We start from the raw sequence: 23,030 nt of genomic DNA, 5'->3' as shown, positions 1-23,030 counted from the left end.
TTCAAATAAAAAAGCGGTGACTTATGTCACCGCTTTTTTTTATCTTTTTTCAGCACAATCGATCAGTAGGTCGGATTAACACAAACGACATCCGACACTTCTAAACCAAACTCTTCAAACGGTAAATCCACTCCAGCGCCTGACGTGGCGAGAGAGAATCTGGATCTAACGCCTCCAGCGCTTCTACCGCAGGGGATGTCTCTTCTGCAACCGATAGCAGTGACATTTGCGTGCCATCTACCTGAGTGGCGGCTGTGTTATTGGACACCGTCTCCAGTTCACGCAGTTTTTGACGCGCACGCTTAATCACTTCTTTCGGCACTCCCGCTAACGCCGCGACGGCCAGGCCGTAACTTTTGCTCGCAGCACCATCCTGCACGCTGTGCATAAACGCGATGGTATCGCCGTGTTCAATTGCATCAAGATGCACGTTTGCCACACCTTCCATTTTTTCAGGCAGTGTCGTCAGCTCAAAGTAATGCGTGGCGAACAGAGTGAGCGCTTTAATGCGGTTTGCGAGACTTTCGGCGCAAGCCCAGGCAAGCGACAAGCCATCATACGTTGATGTCCCGCGGCCAATTTCATCCATCAGCACCAGGCTATGCTCGGTTGCGTTATGCAGAATATTTGCCGTCTCGGTCATTTCCACCATAAAGGTTGAACGCCCGGAAGCGAGATCGTCAGCCGCACCAACGCGTGTGAAAATTCGGTCAATCGGGCCGATTTCAGCCTGCTGCGCGGGAACGAAACTGCCGATGTAAGCGAGCAGCACGATCAGTGCCGACTGGCGCATATAGGTACTTTTACCGCCCATATTCGGGCCGGTAATAATCAGCATCCGCCGCTGTGGCGCAAGACTGAGAGGGTTTGCGATAAACGGCTCACTCAGCACCTGTTCAACCACCGGATGACGACCGCCAACCACTTTAATTCCCGGCTTTTCGCTTAACTGCGGGCAGATATAATTCAGGCTGTAAGCGCGTTCGGCCAGGTTAACTAACACGTCCAGTTCCGCAAGCGCGGTCGCACTTTGCTGCAAGGCTTCAAGGTGTGGAAGCAAGGTATCAAACAGTTGATCGTAAAGCTGTTTTTCCAGGGCTAAAGCTTTCCCTTTGGAGGTCAGTACTTTGTCTTCGTACTCTTTTAGCTCAGGGATAATGTAGCGCTCGGCGTTTTTCAACGTCTGGCGGCGCACATAGTGAATCGGTGCGTGGTGGCTTTGGCTGCGGCTAATCTGGATGTAATAGCCATGCACGCCGTTGAAACCGACTTTCAGCGTGTCGAGGCCCAGTTTTTCACGTTCGCGGATTTCCAGCTTATCGAGGTAATCTGTTGCCCCATCGGCCAGGCTGCGCCATTCGTCCAGCTCTTCGTTATAACCCGGAGCAATCACGCCGCCATCGCGAACCAGTACTGGCGGGGTTTCAACCACGGCGCGTTCGAGCAATTCGCGCAGCTCGGTGAATTCGCCCATGTTTTCACGCAGCGTTTGCACATAATCCGTTGGCACATCGGCCAGTAATTCGCGCAGCTCAGGCAGTTGCTGGAAAGTGTGCCGCATACGCGCTAAATCGCGTGGGCGAGCGGTGCGTAACGCCAGACGCGCCAGAATACGTTCCAGATCGCCTACCTGTCGTAGCACCGGCTGAATATCAGCGGTACGCTCTTGCAGAGCGGCAATTGTCTGCTGGCGTTTTTCCAGCACGGCAACATTACGAATCGGCATGTGCAGCCAGCGTTTCAGCATGCGGCTACCCATCGGCGTGACGGTGCAATCCAGCACCGACGCCAGCGTATTTTCGAAGCCACCGGACAGGTTCTGGGTAATCTCAAGGTTACGGCGCGTAGCCGCATCCATAATGATGCTGTCTTGCTGGCGGTCCATGGTGACGGAACGAATATGCGGCAAAGAGGTGCGCTGCGTATCTTTTACGTATTGCAGCAGGCATCCCGCAGCACACAAGGCATGATGAGCATTTTCTACGCCAAAACCGGTGAGGTCACGCGTGCCAAACTGCATATTGAGTTGCTGGCGCGCGGTAGAAATCTCAAACTCCCAAAGCGGGCGACGACGCAGGCCACGGCGGCCTTCAATTAAACGGGTTTCTGCAAAATCTTCGGCATACAGTAGTTCTGCTGGATTGGTGCGCTGAAGCTCGGCAGCCATGGTTTCAACATCTTCTGGCTCGGACAGGCGAAAACGCCCGGAACTGATGTCGAGAGTGGCATACCCAAAACCTTTGCCGTCTTGCCAGATAGCGGCGAGCAGGTTGTCCTGGCGCTCCTGAAGCAACGCTTCATCACTGATGGTGCCAGGCGTCACAATGCGCACGACTTTGCGCTCGACAGGCCCTTTGCTGGTTGCCGGGTCGCCAATCTGTTCGCAAATCGCGGCAGATTCGCCCAGATTCACCAGTTTTGCTAAATAGTTTTCGATGGCGTGATGCGGTACGCCAGCCATGGGAATGGGTTCGCCGGCGGATGCGCCGCGCTTGGTCAGGGAAATATCGAGCAACTGCGACGCACGTTTTGCATCGTCATAAAACAACTCGTAAAAGTCGCCCATGCGATAGAACAACAAGATGTCACGATGTTCTGCTTTCAGACGCAGATACTGCTGCATCATCGGGGTATGGGCGTCAAAATTTTCCGTTGTACTCATAGTGTTTTTCTTTTTAATCCATTGAATTAAAAGTTAATTGTGATTTCTTATTATCGTTAATGCTCACATTGTCTCATGAAGCTAAATTAGCGTGAAAAGCTTCGCTATTACACCACAGAACGGCGCGATGACATATCGTCAAAGGGAAGGAAAACTTCGTACCTTCTCGCAGAGTCTGTTACTCAAGCCCTGATTTTGATTTACCATAAGGGGTACACTTTCGTCGTTAGTCATATGGATATCCCATCACATGCGTTACTCCGTCGCGTTACTTCCGCTTATTGTTTTACTGGCCGCGTGTAGCAGCAAACCGAAAACTGAAACTCAGCCTCAGCAAACCGGCACGCCTTCGGGTGGTTTCCTGTTGCAGCCGCAGCATGATGTGTTTATGCAGACGGGGGATTTTGCCAATAATCCGGAAGCCGAAAAATTCATCAATAAAATGGTGAGCGAGCATGGCTTTGACCGCCAGCAATTGCATGAAGTGCTCTCTCAGGCCAAAAGGCTGGATTATGTGCTGCGTTTAATGGACAAGCAGGCGCCGACCACTCAGCCCCCTGCAGGCCCTAACGGGGCATGGCTGCGTTATCGCAAGCAATTCATTACACCCGACAACGTACAAAATGGTGTGAATTTCTGGAACCAACATGATGACGTCTTAAAACGCGCATGGCAGGTGTATGGCGTACCGCCTGAAATTATCGTCGGGATTATTGGCGTAGAAACGCGCTGGGGCAGGGTGATGGGCAAAACGCGTATTATTGATGCGCTCGCCACGCTCTCCTTTGCCTATCCTCGTCGGGCCAAATACTTCTCTGGTGAACTTGAAACCTTCCTGCTGATGGCGCGTAACGAAGGTGACGACCCGCTGGCGCTGAAAGGTTCGTTTGCCGGTGCGATGGGATACGGCCAGTTTATGCCTTCCGCATTCAAAGATTATGCGGTTGATTTCAACGGCGATGGCCATGTGAATCTGTGGGATCCGGAAGATGCTATCGGTAGCGTGGCGAATTACTTTAAAGCTCACGGCTGGGTGAAAGGTGATGTAGTTGCTGTGCCTGCCAACGGGCAGGTGCCGGGGCTGGCGAACGGCTTTAACACCAAATATTCCGTTTCCGCGCTTGAGCAATCGGGTTTAACACCGACCGCTTCGTTGGGTAATCATAAGGAAGCAAGCCTGCTGCGTCTGGATATGGGCGACAGTTATCAATACTGGTACGGTCTGCCGAATTTCTACACCATCACCCGCTATAACCACAGCACGCATTATGCGATGGCCGTCTGGCAGCTAGGCCAGGCAGTTGCGTTGGCTCGCGTTCAGTAATTTTTTCCCCGCCTTGTTCTGAGGCGGGGTTATTCCCCTGTCTTTTTATTCCTGACTTTTTTATGAAGGTTTTTCCTGATCGTCGATCAGGAATTTACATCGTATTCAATTTGATTTATGTTACGTTATAACAAATCAAATTAAGCGGTTTATCTCGTCATGCTTCCTTTACGGACACTTTTCACTGCGGCTGCACCCGTTCGATTTTGCGCAGTCCTCATTCTGCTCGCCGGTTTATGGCTGGCTATTCGATGGGCGATTGCTTTGCCATGATCTCGCTAAATCACCTGGTGTTGGGATATCAAGGAAAGGCTGTGACACCTCCGCTAACCGGGCATATTGCGAAAGGCAGTATGACGGCCATCATCGGTGCCAACGGCACAGGGAAATCGACCTTATTAAAAACGCTACTGAAACTACAGTCGCCGGTATCGGGGCAGTTGTCTTTTACTGACGGGAGTGCACCGCGTATTGCCTGGTTGCCTCAGCTTGCTGAAATGGATCGGCAGTTTCCCGCCACTGTTTATGATGTGGTTTGCATGGGGGCCTGGCCTGCGCGAGGGCTATTTTCTTCGCTGAATCGTCAAAATCGCCTGCGAGTGGCCGACGCGATTGAGCGGGTCGGCCTGAGCGCATTTAGTAAACAACCGATTGAAACACTCTCGGGCGGCCAGTTTCAGAGAATGCTCTTCGCACGTTTATTGGTGCAAGACGCCCCGCTGGTTTTGCTTGATGAACCTTTTACCGGTGTCGATTCGCAAACCAGTGATTTTCTGATGTCGTTAATTTGCCAGATGCATCAGGCGGGGCAAACCGTGATGGCGGTGCTGCATGATAACGAACGCGTTAATCAGCACTTCCCACACGTTTTATTGCTGACGCAAGACCATTTCCATTGGGGGGATGCAGCTGTTGTATTACCTCGCTATTCACAAACCGGCACCCATCTGGCGTTATCTGCATGATTTATCATTTTTTCTTTGAACCGTTTATCGCTTACGGCTTTATGCGCCGCGCGCTCGTAGCGTGCCTGGCACTCTCTATTAGTACCGCTCCGTTGGGGATTTTTCTTTTACTACGACGTATGAGCCTGGTGGGAGATGCGCTTTCGCATGCCATTTTACCGGGTGTGGCTGTGGGCTATTTGCTGGCGGGTATGTCGCTTGTCGCCATGGGCATTGGCGGTTTTGTGGCGGGCGTTCTGGTGGCGTTAATTTCGGGGCTGGTGAGTTCTCGTACCAATCTTAAAGAAGACGCCAGCTTTGCTGGATTTTATCTTGGCTCGCTGGCACTAGGCGTCACGCTTATTTCTCTTCGTGGCTCCAGCGTTGATCTTTTACATCTGCTATTCGGCTCGATTCTGGCAGTCGACAGCCAGGCGACGATCTTCGTGGGCGTTATTGCAAGCGTGACGCTGCTCATTCTTGCCGGTTTATATCGCGGTCTGGTGATGGAAACGTTTGATCGCAGCTTTTTACAGGTCAATAACCGCCTGGCTCCCCACTTTATTCACGGCGTATTTCTCGCGCTGCTGGTGCTTAATCTCGTCGCTGGATTTCAGATCCTCGGCACGCTGATGTCCGTTGGGCTGATGATGCTCCCGGCGGTTTCAGCGCGTTGCTGGGCGAAAACACTACCGGGCGCGATGATCATCGCCGTTGTTTTTGGATTGGTATCGGCCTGGCTTGGGCTTGCCTGGTCTTTCGCCGCAGCATTGCCTGCAGGTCCAGCTATCGTTTTGACGGCAAGCGTAGGTTTCTTTATTTCGATACTTTTTGGTTCGCGCAGCGGGCTGGTTCGTAGCCTTTGTCGAGGCTGGATAACAACAAGCAAGGGGATTAAATGAAACGTTTTGGGATGATAATGTCACTCGTACTGGCGTGTTCCAGCCAGGCAGCATTGGCAAAAAACCTTAATGTAGTCGCCAGTTTTACCGTACTGGCTGATATGGCAAAACAAGTCGGCGGTGAACATGTCACGGTGAAAAGCCTGGTGGGGCCAGATGGCGATCCGCATAGTTTTGAGCCGTCGCCGCAAGACAGCGTGGCGTTAAGCAAAGCGGATGTGGTTATCGTTAGCGGGCTCGGCATGGAAGGTTGGATGGACCGCCTGGTAAGCGCGTCAGGCTATAAGGGCAAAGTGATTGTCGCTTCTGAAGGCATTTCCACACGTAGCATGGTTGATGAAGGCAAACAAATTACCGACCCACACGCCTGGAACAGTGCTGAAAATGGTGCCCTCTACGCACAAAATATTATGAAAGCGCTGATTGCCGCTGACCCGGAAGATGCTGCGGCAATAAGTGAAAGTGCTAGTGAATACGTCACGCGTCTGAAATTGCTGGATAGCTGGGCAAAAACTCGCTTTGAAGCGATCCCTAAATCACATCGTAAAGTGCTGACCAGCCATGATGCGTTTGGCTATTTTGGCCTGGCTTATGGGGTCACTTTCCTTGCTCCAGTGGGTTTCTCAACCGAAGCTGAAGCAAATGCCAGTGATGTTGCTGCGTTGATAAAACAACTGAAAAGCCAGCACATCAAAACCTACTTTATTGAGAACCAGACAGACCCTCGCCTGGTTAAACAGATTGCAACCGCCAGCGGGGCGCAACCGGGAGGCGAACTTTATCCAGAGGCGCTTTCTACCGCTGGTGGACCCGCCAGCACTTATGAGATGGCGTTTAAACACAATGTGGAAACCATTGCCAACAGTATGAAATGATTTAATCGGCCAGCGCTCGCTGGCCGTTCTATTTTTTTCTGGAAGTCCCTCGCGTTATCTAATGTAATCCTCTGAAAGTGTTGTTAAGTGCTATCGTGTAACCCTGCGATATGTCTACAATCGGAGCAAGCCATGACAGAGAAAACATTACGCCAATTAAGCCACAAAGTTGGTGAAGCGTTGGGTCAACTCGGCGCGACAGTCACAACAGCTGAATCCTGTACCGGCGGCTGGATTGCAAAAGTGATTACCGACATTTCAGGCAGTTCTGCCTGGTTTGAACGTGGTTTTGTTACTTACAGTAATGAAGCCAAGCATCAAATGATTGGTGTTGATAGCGGCACGCTTGAAACGCATGGTGCAGTGAGTGAAGCGGTTGTTCGCGAAATGGCGCAGGGTGCGCTCTACGCTGCTGCTGCGGAGTACGCAGTTGCGGTCAGTGGCATCGCTGGGCCAAATGGTGGCAGTGATGAAAAACCGGTCGGCACAGTCTGGTTTGGCTTTGCCTCAAAGTTTGATGGCACTGTCGCCCGCCACCAGATCTTTGCAGGTGACCGCGACGCCATTCGACGCCAGGCCACTGAATATGCCCTGCAAACCCTATGGGAAGAATTTCTCAAAAATAAGCTTGATACTGTATGACCATACAGTATAATTGGCACAACAAAACAGCATAGTAAGCAGCGTGGCGCATTCGTGTTTCACCCTGCATGACAGGAGTAAAAATGGCTATCGACGAAAACAAACAGAAGGCGTTAGCGGCAGCACTTGGCCAAATTGAAAAGCAATTCGGTAAAGGCTCCATCATGCGTCTGGGTGAAGACCGTACCATGGATGTGGAAACGATCTCTACCGGTTCACTTTCACTGGATATCGCTCTGGGGGCCGGTGGCCTACCAATGGGCCGTATCGTTGAAATCTACGGGCCAGAATCTTCTGGTAAAACGACGCTGACTTTACAAGTTATCGCCGCCGCTCAACGTGAAGGTAAAACGTGTGCATTTATCGATGCCGAGCACGCGCTGGATCCGATTTATGCGAAAAAACTGGGTGTAGATATCGACAACCTGCTGTGTTCCCAGCCTGATACTGGCGAACAAGCACTGGAAATCTGTGACGCACTGGCGCGTTCAGGTGCCGTTGACGTTATCGTTGTTGACTCCGTTGCTGCTCTGACACCGAAAGCTGAAATCGAAGGTGAAATCGGTGACTCTCATATGGGCCTTGCGGCACGTATGATGAGCCAGGCAATGCGTAAACTGGCCGGTAACCTGAAGCAGTCCAACACATTGCTTATCTTCATCAACCAGATTCGTATGAAAATTGGTGTGATGTTCGGTAACCCAGAAACCACTACCGGTGGTAACGCACTGAAGTTCTACGCTTCTGTCCGTCTCGACATCCGTCGCATTGGTGCGGTGAAAGAGGGGGATAACGTGGTGGGCAGTGAAACCCGCGTTAAAGTAGTTAAGAACAAAATTGCTGCACCGTTTAAACAGGCTGAATTCCAGATCATGTACGGCGAAGGTATCAACTTCTACGGTGAACTGGTTGACTTGGGTGTTAAACACAAGCTGATTGAAAAAGCGGGTGCATGGTACAGCTACAACGGTGAGAAGATTGGCCAGGGCAAATCAAATGCCAGCAACTTCCTGAAAGAAAATAAGCCAATGTCCGTGGAAATTGAAAAGAAACTCCGCGAGATGCTGCTGAATAATCAGGATGGCACGCCAGATTTCGTGGTTGATGACCACGATAAAGATGTTGCTGAAACCAACGAAGATTTCTAAATCCCATCAAGGGCTGCTACGGCAGCCCTTGTTTATTTCTGCGTTAGCGTATTCTCTTCAAGAAGTTATTTGCTATGCCTGAATCCACTCCCCGCCGCAGTGCTTACTCCCGCTTATTAGATAAAGCCACTCGCATACTTGCGATGCGCGATCACAGTGAACAAGAACTCCGTCGTAAACTTTCCGCCCAACCTACTTTTCCGGGAAAACCGAAACCGGAAGAAAATCCTTTTACGCCTGAAGATATCGAAAAAGTCATCGCCTGGTGTTATGAACATCGTTGGCTAGATGATGAACAGTTTGCTTCACGGTTTATCGCCAGCCGTGGCCGCAAGGGTTATGGCCCACAACGTATTCGTCAGGAATTGCAGAGTAAAGGGATTGCTCGCGCAACGGGCGAAGCTGCGATGCTTAATTGTGAAATAGACTGGCAGGCAATGGCGCGAGAAATCGCCGAGCGAAAATTTGGTGAGCCGCTGCCTACTGAATGGAAAGAGCGGGCTAAAGTGCAGCGTTTTCTTCTGTATCGTGGTTTCTTTATGGAAGATATCCAGGATATATATCGAAATTTTGCCGATTAGCCTCAAGAGAGATTTTACTTCCCTGATAAGAAAACTTATCTTATTCCCACTTTTTCCAGGTAAACCGGTTACGACCAAAGTATCAAAATTGGCGATGCCCGGTTTACAACTCCTCGTTAGCTTGATTTCAGGATAATTATGAGCAAGAGCACCGCTGAGATCCGTCAGGCGTTTCTCGATTTTTTCCATAGTAAAGGTCACCAGGTTGTAGCGAGTAGCTCCCTGGTTCCAAATAACGATCCTACTTTGCTGTTTACCAATGCCGGGATGAACCAGTTCAAGGATGTTTTCCTTGGTCTCGACAAACGTAATTATTCCCGTGCAACAACGTCTCAACGTTGTGTTCGCGCAGGTGGTAAGCACAATGATCTGGAAAACGTCGGTTACACCGCACGTCACCACACTTTCTTTGAAATGCTGGGTAACTTCAGCTTCGGTGATTACTTCAAACACGATGCCATCAACTTTGCATGGGAATTATTGACCGGCGAACAGTGGTTTAATCTGCCAAAAGATCGTCTGTGGGTCACGGTTTACGAGACTGACGACGAAGCGTTTGAAATCTGGGAAAAAGAAGTTGGTGTTCCGCGCGAACGCATTATTCGCATTGGCGATAACAAAGGTGCGGCATACGCGTCTGACAACTTCTGGCAGATGGGCGATACTGGCCCTTGCGGCCCATGTACCGAAATCTTCTTCGACCACGGCGACCACATTTGGGGCGGCCCTCCGGGTAGCGCTGAAGAAGATGGCGACCGCTATATCGAAATCTGGAACATCGTATTCATGCAGTTCAACCGTCAGCAGGATGGCACTATGCTGCCATTGCCTAAGCCGTCTGTTGATACGGGTATGGGTCTGGAGCGTATTGCTGCGGTTCTGCAACACGTTAACTCCAACTATGAAATCGATCTGTTCAGTAAACTTATCCAGTCTGTTGCCAGTGTCACTGGTGCGACCGATCTGACCAGCAAATCGCTGCGTGTTATCGCTGACCATATTCGTTCTTGTGCATTCCTGGTTGCCGATGGTGTTACGCCGTCCAACGAAGGCCGTGGCTATGTGCTGCGCCGCATCATTCGTCGTGCTATTCGTCATGGCAATATGCTTGGTGCAAAAGAAACCTTCTTCTACAAACTGGTTGGCCCATTGGTTGAAGTAATGGGTGCAGCAGGTGAAGAGCTGCAACGTCAGCAGGCGCTGGTTGAGCAGGTTCTGAAAACCGAGGAAGAACAGTTTGCCCGTACACTCGAGCGTGGCCTGGCGCTACTGGATGAAGAGCTGGCTAATCTGACTGGCGATACGCTGGATGGTGAAACCGCATTCCGTCTGTATGACACCTATGGCTTCCCGGTTGACCTGACGGCGGACGTTTGCCGTGAGCGTAACTTGAAAGTGGATGAAGCCGGTTTCGAAGCCGCGATGGAAGAGCAACGCCGTCGTGCGCGTGAGTCCAGCGGTTTTGGCGCTGACTACAACAGCATGATTCGTGTAGATTCTGCTTCAGAGTTTAAAGGTTATGATCACGCTGATTTGACTGCAAAAGTCACCGCGCTGTTTGTTGATGGGAAAGCGGTCGAACAAATTACCGCAGGGCAAGATGCTGTTGTGGTGCTCAACGAGACACCATTCTATGCAGAGTCTGGCGGCCAGGTTGGCGATAAAGGCGTAATCAAAGGCAACGGCGTGGACTTTGCCGTTAACGATACGCAGAAATACGGCCAGGCTATCGGCCATCTCGGTAAGCTCGTTTCTGGCGTGGTAAAAGTGGGCGACAGCGTGAAAGCTGAAGTGGACGAAACTCGTCGTTCACGTATTCGTCTGAACCACTCCGCGACCCACTTGCTGCATGCGGCATTGCGCCAGGTTCTGGGTACGCACGTTGCGCAGAAAGGTTCACTGGTTAACGATAAAGGCCTGCGTTTCGACTTCTCCCATTTTGAAGCGATGAAACCGGCTGAAGTACGCGCTGTAGAAGATATCGTTAACGCACAGATTCGTCGTAACCTGCCAATCGAAACGAATGTCATGGATCTGGAAGCGGCTAAAGCTAAAGGTGCAATGGCGTTGTTTGGTGAGAAATATGATGACCACGTGCGTGTTCTGAGCATGGGTGATTTCTCAACCGAACTGTGCGGTGGTATTCACGCGAGCCGCACGGGTGATATCGGTCTGTTCCGCATCGTTGCTGAGTCTGGTACGGCTGCGGGCGTACGTCGTATTGAAGCTGTTACCGGCGAAGGCGCGCTGGCAAGTCTGCATGCGCAAAGCGAACAGCTTCATGACATCGCTCAACTGCTTAAAGGTGACAGCCAGAACCTGAACGAGAAAGTGCGTTCGGTGCTGGAGCGTACTCGTCAGCTTGAGAAAGAGTTGCAGCAGTTGAAAGAACAGCAGGCTGTGCAGGAGAGTGCAAACCTTTCCAGCAAAGCTGTCGATGTAAAAGGCGTGAAACTCCTCGTGAGCGAGCTCGCCAACGTTGAACCGAAGATGTTGCGTACTATGGTTGATGATCTAAAAAATCAGCTGGGTTCGGCAATCATTGTTCTGGCGACGGTAGCAGAAGGTAAAGTTTCTCTGATTGTGGGTGTTTCCAAAGATGTGACCGACCGCGTGAAGGCGGGGGAACTGATTGGTGTTATCGCTCAGCAAGTCGGAGGCAAAGGGGGCGGTCGTCCGGATATGGCTCAGGCCGGTGGTACAGACACGGCAGCGCTGCCGGGCGCTCTGGCCGGTGTTGAAGCCTGGGTATCGGCGAAGCTCTAAGTAAAAAAATAAAATGCAGGCAGACGCCATAACTCATTCAGGTTATGGCGTCTTCTTAATCTGCACACACTCAATAATGATAAAGTCAGGTTAAAGTTGCGTATATCGGCTAGACTTAGTCATATCAGAAGGTAATGTCGCGGTCACTGACACTTTATGTGTTTGTCACCACTTACTTTTTGGCGTATATGATGGAGAATGCCGGGATACAGAGAGACCCGACTCTTTTAATCTTTCAAGGAGCAAAGAATGCTGATTCTAACTCGTCGAGTTGGTGAGACCCTCATGATTGGGGATGAGGTGACTGTGACAGTTCTTGGGGTAAAAGGTAACCAAGTTCGTATTGGTGTTAACGCCCCTAAGGAAGTTTCTGTACACCGTGAAGAGATCTACCAACGTATCCAGGCTGAAAAATCGCAACAAACGAGTTACTAAAGTTACTGCGTCTCGCTAATCACTAGCGAGACGCTTCCTTTAGCGCCCCATTTTCTTCGCTTTACCCCTCAATCCTTCCTGTATCTTCTACCGTGACCGTAATTTCTTACGCATCCTGAATACTTTCTTTTGCTGATTATCCTTATCTTGCTTGTTGATAAAACACTCTTTTTGCCGTCAATTTGCCCGATTTGTGTGTGAAGTGTGCAATTGATTATGAGTTGGGAAAAAATGTTTGACTTATAAGTGCGGGAAAGTAATATGTGCGCCACGCAGTGCCGATGAGCAGAAACAAGTTCAGCGGTGCGACTCGAAAGAGGCGTGTGGTGAGGTGGCCGAGAGGCTGAAGGCGCTCCCCTGCTAAGGGAGTATGCGGTCAAAAGCTGCATCCGGGGTTCGAATCCCCGCCTCACCGCCATTTTGCATCCGTAGCTCAGCTGGATAGAGTACTCGGCTACGAACCGAGCGGTCGGAGGTTCGAATCCTCCCGGATGCACCATTCTCACTAACTACCATTTAGCAACGGTAGTGCTCCAAAGAAAGATAATTTCTTAGCGAGCAGCAGGGAGAATAACGTTGCCTTAGCAACGGCCCTTTAGGGCGAGCCTTCGGCGAGTAATCCTCCCGGATGCACCATCTTCTTTAATGTTGCGGCACGTTGAGTGACATTAAATCAGCAGTAAAAGCAGTACCCCCTGATGCATCCGTAGCTCAGCTGGATAGAGTACTCGGCTACGAACCGAGCGGTCGGAGGTTCGAATCCTCCCGGATGCACCATATTTCTCTGATTGTCGTTAGTGATAATTATGAGAACCGCAGTAAAAGTATTATCCTGATGCATCCGTAGCTCAGCTGGATAGAGTACTCGGCTACGAACCGAGCGGTCGGAGGTTCGAATCCTCCCGGATGCACCATATTTTCTCTGATTGTCGTTAGTGATAATTGTGAGAACCGCAATAAAAGTATTATCCTGATGCATCCGTAGCTCAGCTGGATAGAGTACTCGGCTACGAACCGAGCGGTCGGAGGTTCGAATCCTCCCGGATGCACCATATTATTCCCAATTATCAGCGACGATAATGTGCCAGAGAAAGTAAGTTTCTCAGCAAGCACCAGGGAAGATAACGTTGCTTTAGCAACGGCCCTTTAGGGCGAGCCTTAGCGAGTAATCCTCCCGGATGCACCATATTATTCACAATTATCAGTAACTCCTCCCCCAAGTTCTTATTAGCAAATTACCCCACCGCTCAGTAAAATCACCCCAATCGATCCCAATAACTTCATATTTACCAATTAGTCACCTTCTGAACTATCTCTATTACAATAAGCGACAATATTATTGCTTTACGATAAAGTAACACTTCAATATTGAGTGATGTGAGGGATGAGATGTACGAACGTTACGAAGGTCTGATTTTCGATATGGACGGAACCATCCTCGATACCGAACCAACACATCGTAAGGCGTGGCGTGAGACGTTAGCAGGCTACGGTATGCAATTTGACGAACACGCTATGGTTGCGTTGAATGGCTCCCCAACCTGGCGCATTGCGCAGGCGATTATTGAGCTTAATGGCGCAGATCTTGACCCCCATCGTCTGGCACAGGAAAAAACGCAGGCTGTAAGAGCGATGTTGCTTGATACCGTGCGTCCGCTTCCTCTTATTGATGTAGTGAAGTCCTGGCACGGCCGCCGCCCAATGGCGGTCGGTACAGGAAGTGAGAGTGATATCGCAGAGGCCCTGCTTAATCATTTGGGCTTACGTCAATATTTCTCCGCTGTAGTTGCGGCCGATCATGTTAAAAACCACAAACCGGCTCCTGATACCTTTTTGCTGTGCGCTGAATTAATGGGCGTTGCTCCGCAAAAATGCGTGGTATTTGAGGATGCAGATTTTGGACTTGAAGCCGCTCGTGCTGCCGGAATGGATGGTGTGGATGTCCGTTTGCTGTGAGTGAGGCGTTATCACTCATATCTTTATTTACCAGTAGCTTCCTGAGCGCGACTTTACTGCCCGGCAGTTCTGAAGCAGTGCTCATAGCATTACTGGTTGCAGGCTCCGGCCCAACATGGCTACTCGTTTTAATAGCAACAATGGGTAATAGCCTTGGTGGCTTAACTAACGTTATTCTGGGGCGTTTTTTTCCAATGCGGGAACAATCGCGCTGGCAGGGGAAGGCAACGACCTGGCTGGTACGGTTCGGTCCGGCAACATTATTACTCAGTTGGATGCCTTTAGTGGGCGATCTGCTGTGTCTGTTAGCTGGCTTATTACGCATGAGCTGGGGACCGGTAATCTTTTTTTTATGCCTTGGTAAAGCGCTTCGCTATATCGTTGTGGCGGCTGCAACGGTACAAGGCATCGCGTGGTGGCACTAATTGCGTGGTTTGATAATTATCATCGCCATCTCTTATGCTTAATAAAAATGAATTCGACAGGCGGGAGGTCAATTTGATCCCGAACGTATCACAGGCGCTGGCCTGGCTGGAACAGCATCCTCAGGCAGTAAAAGGTATTCGTCGTGGTCTTGAGCGTGAAACGCTGCGAGTCACGCCAGATGGTCAGTTGGCAACAACCGGCCACCCGGAAAGCCTTGGCTCAGCGCTGGCACATAAATGGATCACAACGGATTTCGCGGAAGCGCTGCTGGAGTTTATTACTCCGGTTGATGGCGACATTGACCACATGCTGACGTTCATGCGCGATATCCATCGTCATACAGCCCGTGAGCTGGGTGACGAACGCATGTGGCCTCTGAGCATGCCGTGTTACATCAACGATGGTCAGAACATTGAACTGGCACAGTACGGTTCTTCTAATACCGGGCGTTTAAAGACGTTATACCGTGAAGGTTTGAAAAATCGTTACGGCGCGTTGATGCAGACCATTTCTGGCGTGCACTATAACTTTTCTCTGCCGCTTGAGTTCTGGCAGGCGCGTCTGGGTGTCAAAGATGCACAAAGTGGCAAAGAAGAGATTTCCGCCGGTTACTTCCGCCTGATTCGTAACTACTACCGTTTTGGTTGGGTTATTCCGTATTTGTTCGGTGCGTCGCCAGCAATCTGTTCCTCTTTCCTGCAAGGGAAAGAAAGTTTGCTGCCCTTTGAAAAAACCGAATGCGGCATGAATTACCTGCCGTACGCAACATCGCTGCGTTTGAGCGACCTGGGATACACCAATAAATCTCAAAGTAATCTCGGTATTACGTTTAACGATCTGGAGACCTACGTCGCCGGGTTAAAACGCGCTATCAAAACACCTTCAGAAGAGTACGCGAAGATGGGCGTTGAGAAGGACGGCAAGCGCCTTCAAATCAACACCAACGTGCTGCAAATTGAAAATGAACTCTATGCACCTATCCGCCCTAAACGCGTTACAGCGGAAGGGGAGTCGCCTTCTGACGCTCTGATGCGCGGCGGCATTGAATATATCGAAGTGCGTTCGCTGGATATCAACCCGTTCTCACCGATTGGTGTTGATGAACAGCAAGTTCGCTTCCTCGATCTGTTCATGATCTGGTGTGTGCTGGCTGATGCGCCTGAAATGAGCAGCGATGAATTGCTCTGCACCCGTAAAAACTGGAATCGTGTGATTCTGGAAGGGCGTAAACCCGGCCTGACGCTAGGTATAGGTTGTGAAACTGCACAGCACCCGTTGGCGAAAGTGGGTAAAGATCTGTTCACCGATCTACGTCGTGTCGCGGAAACGTTGGATGGTGAGGCGGGTAATACGGATTACCAGGATGTGTGTGATCAACTGGTCGCGTGTTTTGACGATCCGGAATTAACATACTCGGCACGCATTCTGCGGTCTATGATTGATAATGGTATTGGTGGAACAGGACTTGCTCTGGCTGAACAGTACCGTCAGATGTTGGTGCAAGAGCCGCTGGAGATTTTGACTGAAGACGTGTTGCAGAAAGAACATGATGCTTCATGGCAGCGCCAGCGTGATATCGAAGCCAGCGATACTGAACCGTTTGATGTTTGGCTTGCAAAGCACGCCTGACACAAAAGAAAAAGGCCACAATCAATGTGGCCAAAATATACATCTCTGAATCAGGGATGATGATAACAAATGCGCGTCTTTCATATACTCAGAGTAGTGTGGGAAAGAATGGTTCATTTTATTTTTAAAAAAATCACTTATCGGAGGTGATCAGATGCCGTTGTTGGATAGCTTCACAGTTGACCATACCCGCATGGGCGCACCCGCAGTGCGTGTGGCGAAGACGATGCATACGCCTCATGGCGATACTATCACTGTATTTGATCTGCGCTTTTGTATCCCGAACAAGGAAGTGATGCCAGAAAAAGGAATTCATACTCTTGAGCACCTGTTTGCTGGTTTTATGCGTGACCACCTTAATGGGAATGGCGTAGAGATTATTGATATTTCACCAATGGGTTGCCGCACGGGCTTCTACATGAGCCTGATTGGCGTGCCGGAAGAGTCTCGCGTTGCCGATGCATGGAAAGCGGCAATGGAAGATGTACTGAAGGTGAAAGAGCAAAACCAGATCCCTGAGCTGAATGTTTACCAGTGTGGCACGTACCACATGCACTCGCTGGAGGAAGCGCAGGATATTGCGCGTCACATCATGGAGCATGGTGTCAGTGTGAACAGCAACGAAGAGTTGGCTCTGCCAAAAGAGACGCTCAAAGAGCTGCACATCTAGTTTCTGCATAGCGGTTAACCGCGAATAGCAAAAAGGGGCCAATCGGCCCCTTTCGTGTTTCTGATTTAGTGCGCTCCACCGCCACCACCACCCGCGCCAAACGGAGGTTTAGCAAACCACACCAGACCTAACAGCAAAATAAATATTCCCGCTGAAATCCAGAAAATCTCATTGGCGGAAATAATTAGCCCCTGATTGGTAATCTGCTGCGCAATATAACCGGAGGCCTGCTGCGTGGACATCCCCATGCTTTCCAGCTGAGAGTACATTTGCTGTGCATTCGGGTTAAACGGTGAAACGGACTCCGTTAACTGTGAATGGTGCATCGCCTCGCGGTTAGTCCAAAGCGTTGTGGTGATCGACGTACCAATCGAACCCGCAAGCGTACGCGTAAAGTTCGACAGGCTTGACGCCGCAGCCATACGCTCTGGCGGCAGCCCGGAAAGCGTAATGGTGGTTAGTGGCATAAAGAAGCATGCCACGGCAAAGCCCTGAATAAACTGCGGCCAGGCCGACGCACCGAAATCCATTCCCGGTTCGAAAGTGTATGCGCGCCAGTAGAAACAGACGGCGTACATAATAAAGCTGAACGTCACCAACCGGCGCATATCAAGCTTATGGGCAAAGCGCCCGATTATCGGGGATAACAGCACAGGGATCACCCCGACCGGGGCCGATGCCAGACCCGCCCAGGTTGCGGTATAGCCATATACCTCCTGCAATAGCTGCGGCAGCAAAACGATCGCACCGAAGTAAAGCATGTAGGCGAGGCTGATACACAGGCAGCCGATGGTAAAGTTTCGTGACTTAAACAACGAAAGATCGACTATCGGGTTATCGTCCGTCAGCTCCCAGACAATCAAGAAGCTAATCGACACCACCGCGACGACAGTCAGCACAATCACTTCCGTTGAGTTAAACCAGTCGAGCTCTTTCCCGCGGTCGAGCATGATTTGCAGGCTACCAATGCCGACCACTAATAGCGCAAGACCGATGGCATCAATGCGACGGTGCTCGGTCTTCGTCTCGCGTCCACGCAGCGTTTGCAGCGTCAACAAGACCACCACGGCACCGATGGGCACGTTGATAAAGAAGATCCAACCCCAGTGGTAGTTATCGCTGATAAATCCGCCGAGAATCGGCCCACAAATCGGGGCGACGATTACCGTCATCGACCACAGCGCCAGAGCAACGCTTCGTTTCGCTGGCGGGTAGTTATTCAGCAGCAGGCTTTGTGAAAGAGGAATCAGCGGCCCGGCAACGATCCCCTGGATAACGCGGAAGAAGATCAGCATTTCCAGGCTGTTGGAGACACCACAAGCCCAGGAAGCCAGCACAAACAAAATCGTTGACCACATAAACAACTTCACTTCACCGAGGCGTTTTGCAAGCCAGCCGGTGAGGGGGATGGAGATGGCGTTTGCCACCCCAAATGAAGTGATAACCCAAGTCCCCTGGCTCAGAGATGAGCCAAGGTTACCTGCGATGGTCGGAATGGCCACGTTGGCGATGGTGGAGTCCAGCACCTGCATAAAGGTCGCCAGAGATAAAGCAATGGTCATAATGACCAGTGGCGCACCTTCCAGCGGTTTCTGCGGTTGTTGCTGTTTCATACAAGCTCCGCCTTGTTAACCCGCATTGGCCTGAATGATGTTGGTGATAAGCTCGTTCACTGGCGCAAGGTTCAGCTCGCGCGCATTGCTTTCATACACCGGAGAGTGGCGACCCTCATTAGCCAGCATGCTGCCTTCGCGATTACTGGTATCCACCGTTGCGAGCGTAGACAAACCAATGCGCAGCGGATGTTGCTCCAACTGTTTTGCATCGAGTTCAATACGCACAGGCAGACGCTGAACGACTTTAATCCAGTTGCCGGTGGCGTTTTGTGCCGGAAGCAGTGAGAACGCGCTACCGGTGCCCATATCCAGGCCGACAACTTTACCGGTGTACTCAATTTTGTCGCCATAAATATCACTGACAACGGTCGCCGGTTGGCCGATACGCATATGCGCAAGCTGTGTTTCTTTAAAGTTGGCATCAATCCACAGACCGCTTGCTGGCACGATAGCCATCAGAGGCGTGGTTGGGCTAATTTGCGCGCCAACCTGCACCGTGCGGCGTGAAACATAGCCGGTCATTGGACTGACGATTTTCGTCCGTTGCAGGGCCATCCAGGCGTTACGCAACTCAGCCGCCGCTTGTTTAACGCTGGGTTGGTCTTCGAGTTTGCTGCCGAGAATCATGGCCTGATTGGCATTGAATTGTTGAATGGCAACATCCAGTTGCGCTTGAGCCGTCGCGACGGCATCTCGGGCATGTTGTAGCTCTTCGCGGCCAATCAGGTTTGCATTACCCAACGGCACACGGCGATTCAGATCGCTTTGCGCCTGAGCCAGCGACGTTTTTTGCAGTTCAATATTAGCCTGATACTGCTTACTGTTAATCATTTGCTGACGGGTCTGGCGCACATTCGAGGCCAGCACGGTTTGTGCTTTCTCAAATGCCTGCTCAGCGTCTGCCTGGTCCAGCGTCACCAGTACATCACCCTGTTTTACAAAGTCGGTATTGTCGGCCCAAACCTTGGTTACGCTTCCGGAAACCTGGGCCATGATCTGCACCTGATTACCGGCTACATACGCATCATCCGTATTTTCGTAGTGACGTAATACTAAAAACCAATAGATCCCATATGCCACACCAATAATGACAAACAGCAGGGTCAATGCAAGCAAGGCACCTTTACGTTTGCCTTTCTTGTTACCCGGCTGTTGCGGGGTTTGAGTCTCCGCATGTGCGCTCATGCTTATCTCCACACTTTTTTATTATAGTGATCGGCTGAGCCGACCTGTTAGACCCAACGGGCCAGCAAGATAAGTTGCTGGCCTGTCAGTATTCATTTCTTTGGGGCACTACGATGGAACGCAGCGACGGTACTTAGCGCACGGCTTCCAGTACGGTCTGGTTTTCATCCATTTCATCAAGGCGGGTGAGCAGTTTGCGGGTAATCTGTTCCAGTTGCTCTTTTTCCGAACCACTCAGCGAAGACCACAACTCATGCAAGCAGTTGTGCTGCGGCGGTAACACCTGACGTAAGAATTCCTGACCTTTTTCGGTCAAATGCAGATGCAGGCAACGGCGGTCGTTATCGCTTTCGCGACGCTCAATCCAGCCACGCTTTTCCAGCTCATCGGCAATGCGGGTTGCATTCGTACGAGAAGAACCTAAAGCACAGCTTAATTCAGAAGGCTGGATGCTATGGTTTTCCTGAGATTCAAGAGTGATCAACGCCATAAATAGCGTCTCGTTAATCCCTTGAGCTTTCAGCATTTTATTGCGGTTTTCCAAAAGCTTGCCCTGCATGTGCATACACAGGCGCGTCAGCAGAATTTCCTGGTATGGGAAATCCTCATAGCGTTTGGCGCGAAACTTTAGCATTTGTTCAATGGGCGTAAACGAACTATCCATTTTGGCATAACCTCATTAGTTGCGGTCGATATAATAACGATGGTGACAAATAAAGTAAATGTATTGTTTATACGTTTTTTATCATCAAATTGAGATCACCATCATGAGTTTCCAGGTTAATCCATAACCCAGAGCACTTAATAGCGTGGGGATAATAATGCTGCGGGTCTTATAAAAGCTCAGTCCTAGAATGATAAAGCCCATCAGCGTCGGGACCAGACGCTGCGCGTCATGCATGATTTCAGGCACGCACGAAACCACCAGCAGCGCACAAATTGATGCGATCCCGATGCTGTCGAGCAGCACCCCGGTCGCCCCGCGTTTAGCCGGGCGAGACGAATTTGCCCTGATACGCAAAGGCAAATAACGAAACATATAGTTGGCAAACCCGACCAGCAGGCCCAGTAAAATAACTTGTGTACTCATTCTGGTCCTCCCTGGTAAAACGCCTGCACCAGTGCCGCCAGACAGCCACAGACAATCCCCGCGAGAATAGCCGCAGGGATTGAAACCAGCGTCACACCTAAAAGTGCGCCAGTCAGAGATGCGGTAACTATCCAGGATTGTTTACGCTGGAACGACGCCAGTAAGAAGCTCAGGAAAAGAGCGGGCAACATAAAGCCTAACGCCGCTTCCACCGCCGGGAAATTATCTAATAAGCCATTCCCGGACCACGAACCGAGCGCGGTGCCTAAAACCCATGAAAACCACGAGCTGAAGGCGATACCGATCATCCAGTTTTCACTCCAGCGGCGGTTATCGCGCACTAATTTCGCCGTGGCGGCGGCAAAAACTTCATCGGTCAGGCCAAACGCCCAAATTGCGGTTTTAGGTTTACTCAACTGACGTGTAATGCGCTGACGCAGGGAAGGGCCATACAGAACGTGGCGCACATCCATTGCCATAACCGTTAAGGCGGCGACCCACAATGAGCTGCCCGCTGCCAGCAAGGCGGTAATAACAAACTGACTGGCGCCAGCATAAATAACGCAGGAGAAAAACAGACTTTCGAGCGGGGTAAATCCCAGCTTGGTGGCATTTAGCCCAAACGCGAATGCTACCGGGATATAACTGATGACAATAGGTAAACTGTCTTTCAGCCCTTCAGCCCAGGTAGCATCATTTTGATTGTTATTTAGCGGAACTGTTGCAGGACTATCCATATTAACTATTTATCTATTTCTGACGTTAATGTCACTCGAATGAATAAACAGGGATAACCTTAACAGACTGGTACGACCCTTAATACCCCAAATTATCGACAGGGATTGTAAAGGAATAGTGCCATCACGGCTGACGGTGATAGCCGCGCCACCACACTACTAAATTTAGTAGGGCAATGAGCGCGCCCGCAGCACACACGCCGTTCCATCCAGCATGTTGATAAGCGCTGGCTGAAATAACAGAGCCCGCCGCACCGCCAATAAAGTAGCTGGTCATGTAACCGGCGGTCAGGCGATTTCGTGCTTCCGGCATCATGCGATAGATAACCGTTTGGTTAGTGATGTGCACGCCCTGAACGGTTAAATCGAGCACCAGAATCCCGACAATCAGCGCGATAACCGAATACTGCCCCATCGCCGTCGCAATCCATGAAGCCAACAGCAATACCAGCCCGATGGTGGTCGTCAGATGCGCTTTGCCTTTATCGGCAAAACCGCCCGCCGGACGAGCGCCCAGTGCACCTGCGGCACCCGCCAGCCCAAACAGACCGATCATACCGTCTGAAAAGTTAAACGGCGCAGACGCCAGCAGAAACGCCATTGATGTCCAGAGAATGCTGAAGTTTGCAAACGTCAGGCAGCCCAACAGGGCACGAGTGCGCAGTAGCGGGTTTTTAATAAACAGGCCAAAAACCGAGGAGAGCAGTTGCGGATAGTTCAGGTGCGTTTCTGATTTCACTTTCGGCAAACCGCGCCACAGAGCCAAAGCCATAAACACCATTAATACACTGGCGACCCAATAAACAGTGCGCCACCCGCCCAGGTTTGCCAGTAAACCCGCCACGGTTCGTGCAAGTAAAATGCCGAGCAGAAGCCCGCTCATAATCGTCCCGACGACTTTACCGCGCTTTTCCGGTTCGGCAAGCGTAGCAGCCAGCGGCACCAGAATCTGTGCGACGACGGAGAATAAACCCGTCAGCGCGGTGCCGAGAATCATCACCCATAATGTTTGGCTTAACGCGGTAATGACCATGCCACCCGCCGCCAGTAGCGTCATAAACACAATCAGCCCACGGCGCTCAAACATATCCCCAAGCGGCACCAGCAGCAGCAAACCTGCGGCATAGCCAAGTTGTGCGGCGGTAACGATAAATCCAGCCTGGTTAATCGATAGGGAAAACGCGTTAGCGATGGTATCGAGCAGCGGTTGGGCGTAGTAGTTGCTTGCTACAGCCAGGCCCGTCGCAATAGACATCAGGATGATAAGCGCGGGGCTCAGTCCCGGTGAGGTTGTTTTCATTCTTATTCTTCAGTTTGTGATGGTAGAGCGGGAATAATAGCGAAGATTGATGTAGGAGGGGGGCGGAATGTGCGATTTGTTTGTAATGACCCCACCCCAACCCTCCCTTTCCTGGGGAGGGAGAAGTTAACTCCTTATATCT

Annotated in this window: 20 protein-coding genes and 5 tRNA genes; 18 read left to right on the top strand and 7 right to left on the bottom strand. The window is 50.9% G+C overall.

The genetic code is table 11. From position 1 onward, the window contains the following. Nucleotides 1–100: 100 nt before the first annotated feature. Complete coding sequence (mutS, locus tag AB1E22_RS04860; RefSeq protein WP_367594319.1) at nucleotides 101–2,662, bottom strand: DNA mismatch repair protein MutS; 2,562 nt, start codon at nucleotides 2,660–2,662, stop codon at nucleotides 101–103. 250 nt (nucleotides 2,663–2,912) lie between these two features. On the opposite strand from mutS, the gene mltB reads away from it, so the two are divergent. From mltB to luxS, 18 genes are all read left to right on the top strand, one after another. Next, nucleotides 2,913–3,986, top strand: coding sequence for a lytic murein transglycosylase B (mltB, locus tag AB1E22_RS04855; protein WP_367594318.1), 1,074 nt, complete (start codon nucleotides 2,913–2,915; stop codon nucleotides 3,984–3,986). A gap of 269 nt (nucleotides 3,987–4,255) precedes the next feature. Then, nucleotides 4,256–4,951 carry a metal ABC transporter ATP-binding protein gene (locus tag AB1E22_RS04850; RefSeq protein WP_367597329.1) on the top strand — a complete coding sequence of 232 codons (696 nt, stop codon included), beginning with the start codon at nucleotides 4,256–4,258 and terminating at the stop codon, nucleotides 4,949–4,951. Continuing rightward, entirely contained in the window at nucleotides 4,948–5,832 is an 885-nt protein-coding gene (locus AB1E22_RS04845; protein ID WP_367594317.1) for a metal ABC transporter permease, read from the top strand. Before AB1E22_RS04850 ends, AB1E22_RS04845 begins: the two co-directional genes overlap by 4 nt. Beyond that, nucleotides 5,829–6,707: a metal ABC transporter substrate-binding protein gene (locus AB1E22_RS04840; RefSeq protein WP_367594316.1), complete on the top strand. Its 879-nt coding sequence runs from the start codon at nucleotides 5,829–5,831 to the stop codon at nucleotides 6,705–6,707. The genes AB1E22_RS04845 and AB1E22_RS04840 overlap by 4 nt, the downstream gene beginning before the upstream one ends. A gap of 132 nt (nucleotides 6,708–6,839) precedes the next feature. Then, a complete protein-coding gene (gene pncC, locus AB1E22_RS04835) occupies nucleotides 6,840–7,349 on the top strand; it encodes a nicotinamide-nucleotide amidase (RefSeq protein ID WP_367594315.1) in 510 nt (169 codons plus the stop codon). An 83-nt stretch (nucleotides 7,350–7,432) separates the two neighbouring features. After that, the gene (gene recA, locus AB1E22_RS04830) at nucleotides 7,433–8,497 is read left to right on the top strand and encodes a recombinase RecA (protein WP_367594314.1); all 1,065 of its coding nucleotides are present in this window, start codon (nucleotides 7,433–7,435) and stop codon (nucleotides 8,495–8,497) included. Between the two features lie 74 nt (nucleotides 8,498–8,571). After that, on the top strand, nucleotides 8,572–9,078 hold the full coding sequence (gene recX, locus AB1E22_RS04825) for a recombination regulator RecX (RefSeq protein ID WP_367594313.1): 507 nt from the start codon (nucleotides 8,572–8,574) through the stop codon (nucleotides 9,076–9,078). A 138-nt stretch (nucleotides 9,079–9,216) separates the two neighbouring features. Continuing rightward, complete coding sequence (gene alaS, locus AB1E22_RS04820; RefSeq protein WP_367594312.1) at nucleotides 9,217–11,844, top strand: alanine--tRNA ligase; 2,628 nt, start codon at nucleotides 9,217–9,219, stop codon at nucleotides 11,842–11,844. 249 nt (nucleotides 11,845–12,093) lie between these two features. Continuing rightward, a complete protein-coding gene (gene csrA, locus AB1E22_RS04815) occupies nucleotides 12,094–12,279 on the top strand; it encodes a carbon storage regulator CsrA (RefSeq protein WP_013574027.1) in 186 nt (61 codons plus the stop codon). Nucleotides 12,280–12,604: 325 nt separating this feature from the next. Continuing rightward, nucleotides 12,605–12,697 (top strand) — tRNA-Ser (locus tag AB1E22_RS04810). Nucleotides 12,698–12,701: 4 nt separating this feature from the next. Then, nucleotides 12,702–12,778, top strand: a tRNA-Arg gene (locus tag AB1E22_RS04805). A gap of 201 nt (nucleotides 12,779–12,979) precedes the next feature. Further along, a tRNA-Arg gene (locus AB1E22_RS04800) sits at nucleotides 12,980–13,056 on the top strand. A 60-nt stretch (nucleotides 13,057–13,116) separates the two neighbouring features. Further along, nucleotides 13,117–13,193: transfer RNA gene (locus AB1E22_RS04795), tRNA-Arg, on the top strand. Nucleotides 13,194–13,254: 61 nt separating this feature from the next. Continuing rightward, nucleotides 13,255–13,331: transfer RNA gene (locus tag AB1E22_RS04790), tRNA-Arg, on the top strand. 337 nt (nucleotides 13,332–13,668) lie between these two features. After that, nucleotides 13,669–14,235 carry a fructose-1-phosphate/6-phosphogluconate phosphatase gene (yqaB, locus tag AB1E22_RS04785; protein ID WP_367594311.1) on the top strand — a complete coding sequence of 189 codons (567 nt, stop codon included), beginning with the start codon at nucleotides 13,669–13,671 and terminating at the stop codon, nucleotides 14,233–14,235. Further along, nucleotides 14,232–14,660 (top strand): YqaA family protein, encoded by a 429-nt coding sequence (locus AB1E22_RS04780; protein ID WP_367594310.1) that lies wholly within the window; start codon nucleotides 14,232–14,234, stop codon nucleotides 14,658–14,660. Before yqaB ends, AB1E22_RS04780 begins: the two co-directional genes overlap by 4 nt. Nucleotides 14,661–14,733: 73 nt before the next feature. Beyond that, nucleotides 14,734–16,290: a glutamate--cysteine ligase gene (gene gshA, locus AB1E22_RS04775; RefSeq protein ID WP_367594309.1), complete on the top strand. Its 1,557-nt coding sequence runs from the start codon at nucleotides 14,734–14,736 to the stop codon at nucleotides 16,288–16,290. A gap of 154 nt (nucleotides 16,291–16,444) precedes the next feature. Then, nucleotides 16,445–16,960 (top strand): S-ribosylhomocysteine lyase, encoded by a 516-nt coding sequence (gene luxS / locus AB1E22_RS04770; protein ID WP_367594308.1) that lies wholly within the window; start codon nucleotides 16,445–16,447, stop codon nucleotides 16,958–16,960. Nucleotides 16,961–17,025: 65 nt separating this feature from the next. Here the strand turns inward: luxS and emrB are convergent, their stop codons facing one another. From emrB to AB1E22_RS04740, 6 genes are all read right to left on the bottom strand, one after another. Further along, nucleotides 17,026–18,573, bottom strand: a complete 1,548-nt coding sequence (emrB, locus tag AB1E22_RS04765; RefSeq protein WP_367594307.1) for a multidrug efflux MFS transporter permease subunit EmrB — start codon at nucleotides 18,571–18,573, stop codon at nucleotides 17,026–17,028. Nucleotides 18,574–18,588: 15 nt separating this feature from the next. Continuing rightward, nucleotides 18,589–19,761, bottom strand: a complete 1,173-nt coding sequence (emrA, locus tag AB1E22_RS04760) for a multidrug efflux MFS transporter periplasmic adaptor subunit EmrA (RefSeq protein WP_367594306.1) — start codon at nucleotides 19,759–19,761, stop codon at nucleotides 18,589–18,591. Between the two features lie 133 nt (nucleotides 19,762–19,894). After that, nucleotides 19,895–20,425 (bottom strand): transcriptional repressor MprA, encoded by a 531-nt coding sequence (gene mprA, locus AB1E22_RS04755; protein ID WP_367594305.1) that lies wholly within the window; start codon nucleotides 20,423–20,425, stop codon nucleotides 19,895–19,897. An 84-nt stretch (nucleotides 20,426–20,509) separates the two neighbouring features. Further along, entirely contained in the window at nucleotides 20,510–20,851 is a 342-nt protein-coding gene (gene ygaH, locus AB1E22_RS04750; RefSeq protein ID WP_367594304.1) for an L-valine transporter subunit YgaH, read from the bottom strand. Further along, nucleotides 20,848–21,588 carry an AzlC family ABC transporter permease gene (locus AB1E22_RS04745; RefSeq protein WP_367594303.1) on the bottom strand — a complete coding sequence of 247 codons (741 nt, stop codon included), beginning with the start codon at nucleotides 21,586–21,588 and terminating at the stop codon, nucleotides 20,848–20,850. Before AB1E22_RS04745 ends, ygaH begins: the two co-directional genes overlap by 4 nt. A 124-nt stretch (nucleotides 21,589–21,712) precedes the next feature. Next, the gene (locus tag AB1E22_RS04740; protein WP_367594302.1) at nucleotides 21,713–22,888 is read right to left on the bottom strand and encodes an MFS transporter; all 1,176 of its coding nucleotides are present in this window, start codon (nucleotides 22,886–22,888) and stop codon (nucleotides 21,713–21,715) included. Between the last annotated feature and the right edge of the window lie 142 nt (nucleotides 22,889–23,030).

Source organism: Buttiauxella gaviniae, from assembly GCF_040786275.1.
GTDB lineage: Bacteria > Pseudomonadota > Gammaproteobacteria > Enterobacterales > Enterobacteriaceae > Buttiauxella > Buttiauxella gaviniae_A.
This window is presented reverse-complemented; position numbering and strand designations above follow the sequence as displayed.

What these genes read in the sequence shown, in the direction of transcription:
- mutS (WP_367594319.1), bottom strand. Translation starts at nt 2,662, where the DNA reads ATGAGTACAACGGAAAATTTTGACGCCCATACCCCGATGATGCAGCAG.
- mltB (WP_367594318.1), top strand. Translation starts at nt 2,913, where the DNA reads ATGCGTTACTCCGTCGCGTTACTTCCGCTTATTGTTTTACTGGCCGCG.
- AB1E22_RS04850 (WP_367597329.1), top strand. Translation starts at nt 4,256, where the DNA reads ATGATCTCGCTAAATCACCTGGTGTTGGGATATCAAGGAAAGGCTGTG.
- AB1E22_RS04845 (WP_367594317.1), top strand. Translation starts at nt 4,948, where the DNA reads ATGATTTATCATTTTTTCTTTGAACCGTTTATCGCTTACGGCTTTATG.
- AB1E22_RS04840 (WP_367594316.1), top strand. Translation starts at nt 5,829, where the DNA reads ATGAAACGTTTTGGGATGATAATGTCACTCGTACTGGCGTGTTCCAGC.
- pncC (WP_367594315.1), top strand. Translation starts at nt 6,840, where the DNA reads ATGACAGAGAAAACATTACGCCAATTAAGCCACAAAGTTGGTGAAGCG.
- recA (WP_367594314.1), top strand. Translation starts at nt 7,433, where the DNA reads ATGGCTATCGACGAAAACAAACAGAAGGCGTTAGCGGCAGCACTTGGC.
- recX (WP_367594313.1), top strand. Translation starts at nt 8,572, where the DNA reads ATGCCTGAATCCACTCCCCGCCGCAGTGCTTACTCCCGCTTATTAGAT.
- alaS (WP_367594312.1), top strand. Translation starts at nt 9,217, where the DNA reads ATGAGCAAGAGCACCGCTGAGATCCGTCAGGCGTTTCTCGATTTTTTC.
- csrA (WP_013574027.1), top strand. Translation starts at nt 12,094, where the DNA reads ATGCTGATTCTAACTCGTCGAGTTGGTGAGACCCTCATGATTGGGGAT.
- yqaB (WP_367594311.1), top strand. Translation starts at nt 13,669, where the DNA reads ATGTACGAACGTTACGAAGGTCTGATTTTCGATATGGACGGAACCATC.
- luxS (WP_367594308.1), top strand. Translation starts at nt 16,445, where the DNA reads ATGCCGTTGTTGGATAGCTTCACAGTTGACCATACCCGCATGGGCGCA.
- emrB (WP_367594307.1), bottom strand. Translation starts at nt 18,573, where the DNA reads ATGAAACAGCAACAACCGCAGAAACCGCTGGAAGGTGCGCCACTGGTC.
- emrA (WP_367594306.1), bottom strand. Translation starts at nt 19,761, where the DNA reads ATGAGCGCACATGCGGAGACTCAAACCCCGCAACAGCCGGGTAACAAG.
- mprA (WP_367594305.1), bottom strand. Translation starts at nt 20,425, where the DNA reads ATGGATAGTTCGTTTACGCCCATTGAACAAATGCTAAAGTTTCGCGCC.
- ygaH (WP_367594304.1), bottom strand. Translation starts at nt 20,851, where the DNA reads ATGAGTACACAAGTTATTTTACTGGGCCTGCTGGTCGGGTTTGCCAAC.
- AB1E22_RS04745 (WP_367594303.1), bottom strand. Translation starts at nt 21,588, where the DNA reads ATGGATAGTCCTGCAACAGTTCCGCTAAATAACAATCAAAATGATGCT.
- AB1E22_RS04740 (WP_367594302.1), bottom strand. Translation starts at nt 22,888, where the DNA reads ATGAAAACAACCTCACCGGGACTGAGCCCCGCGCTTATCATCCTGATG.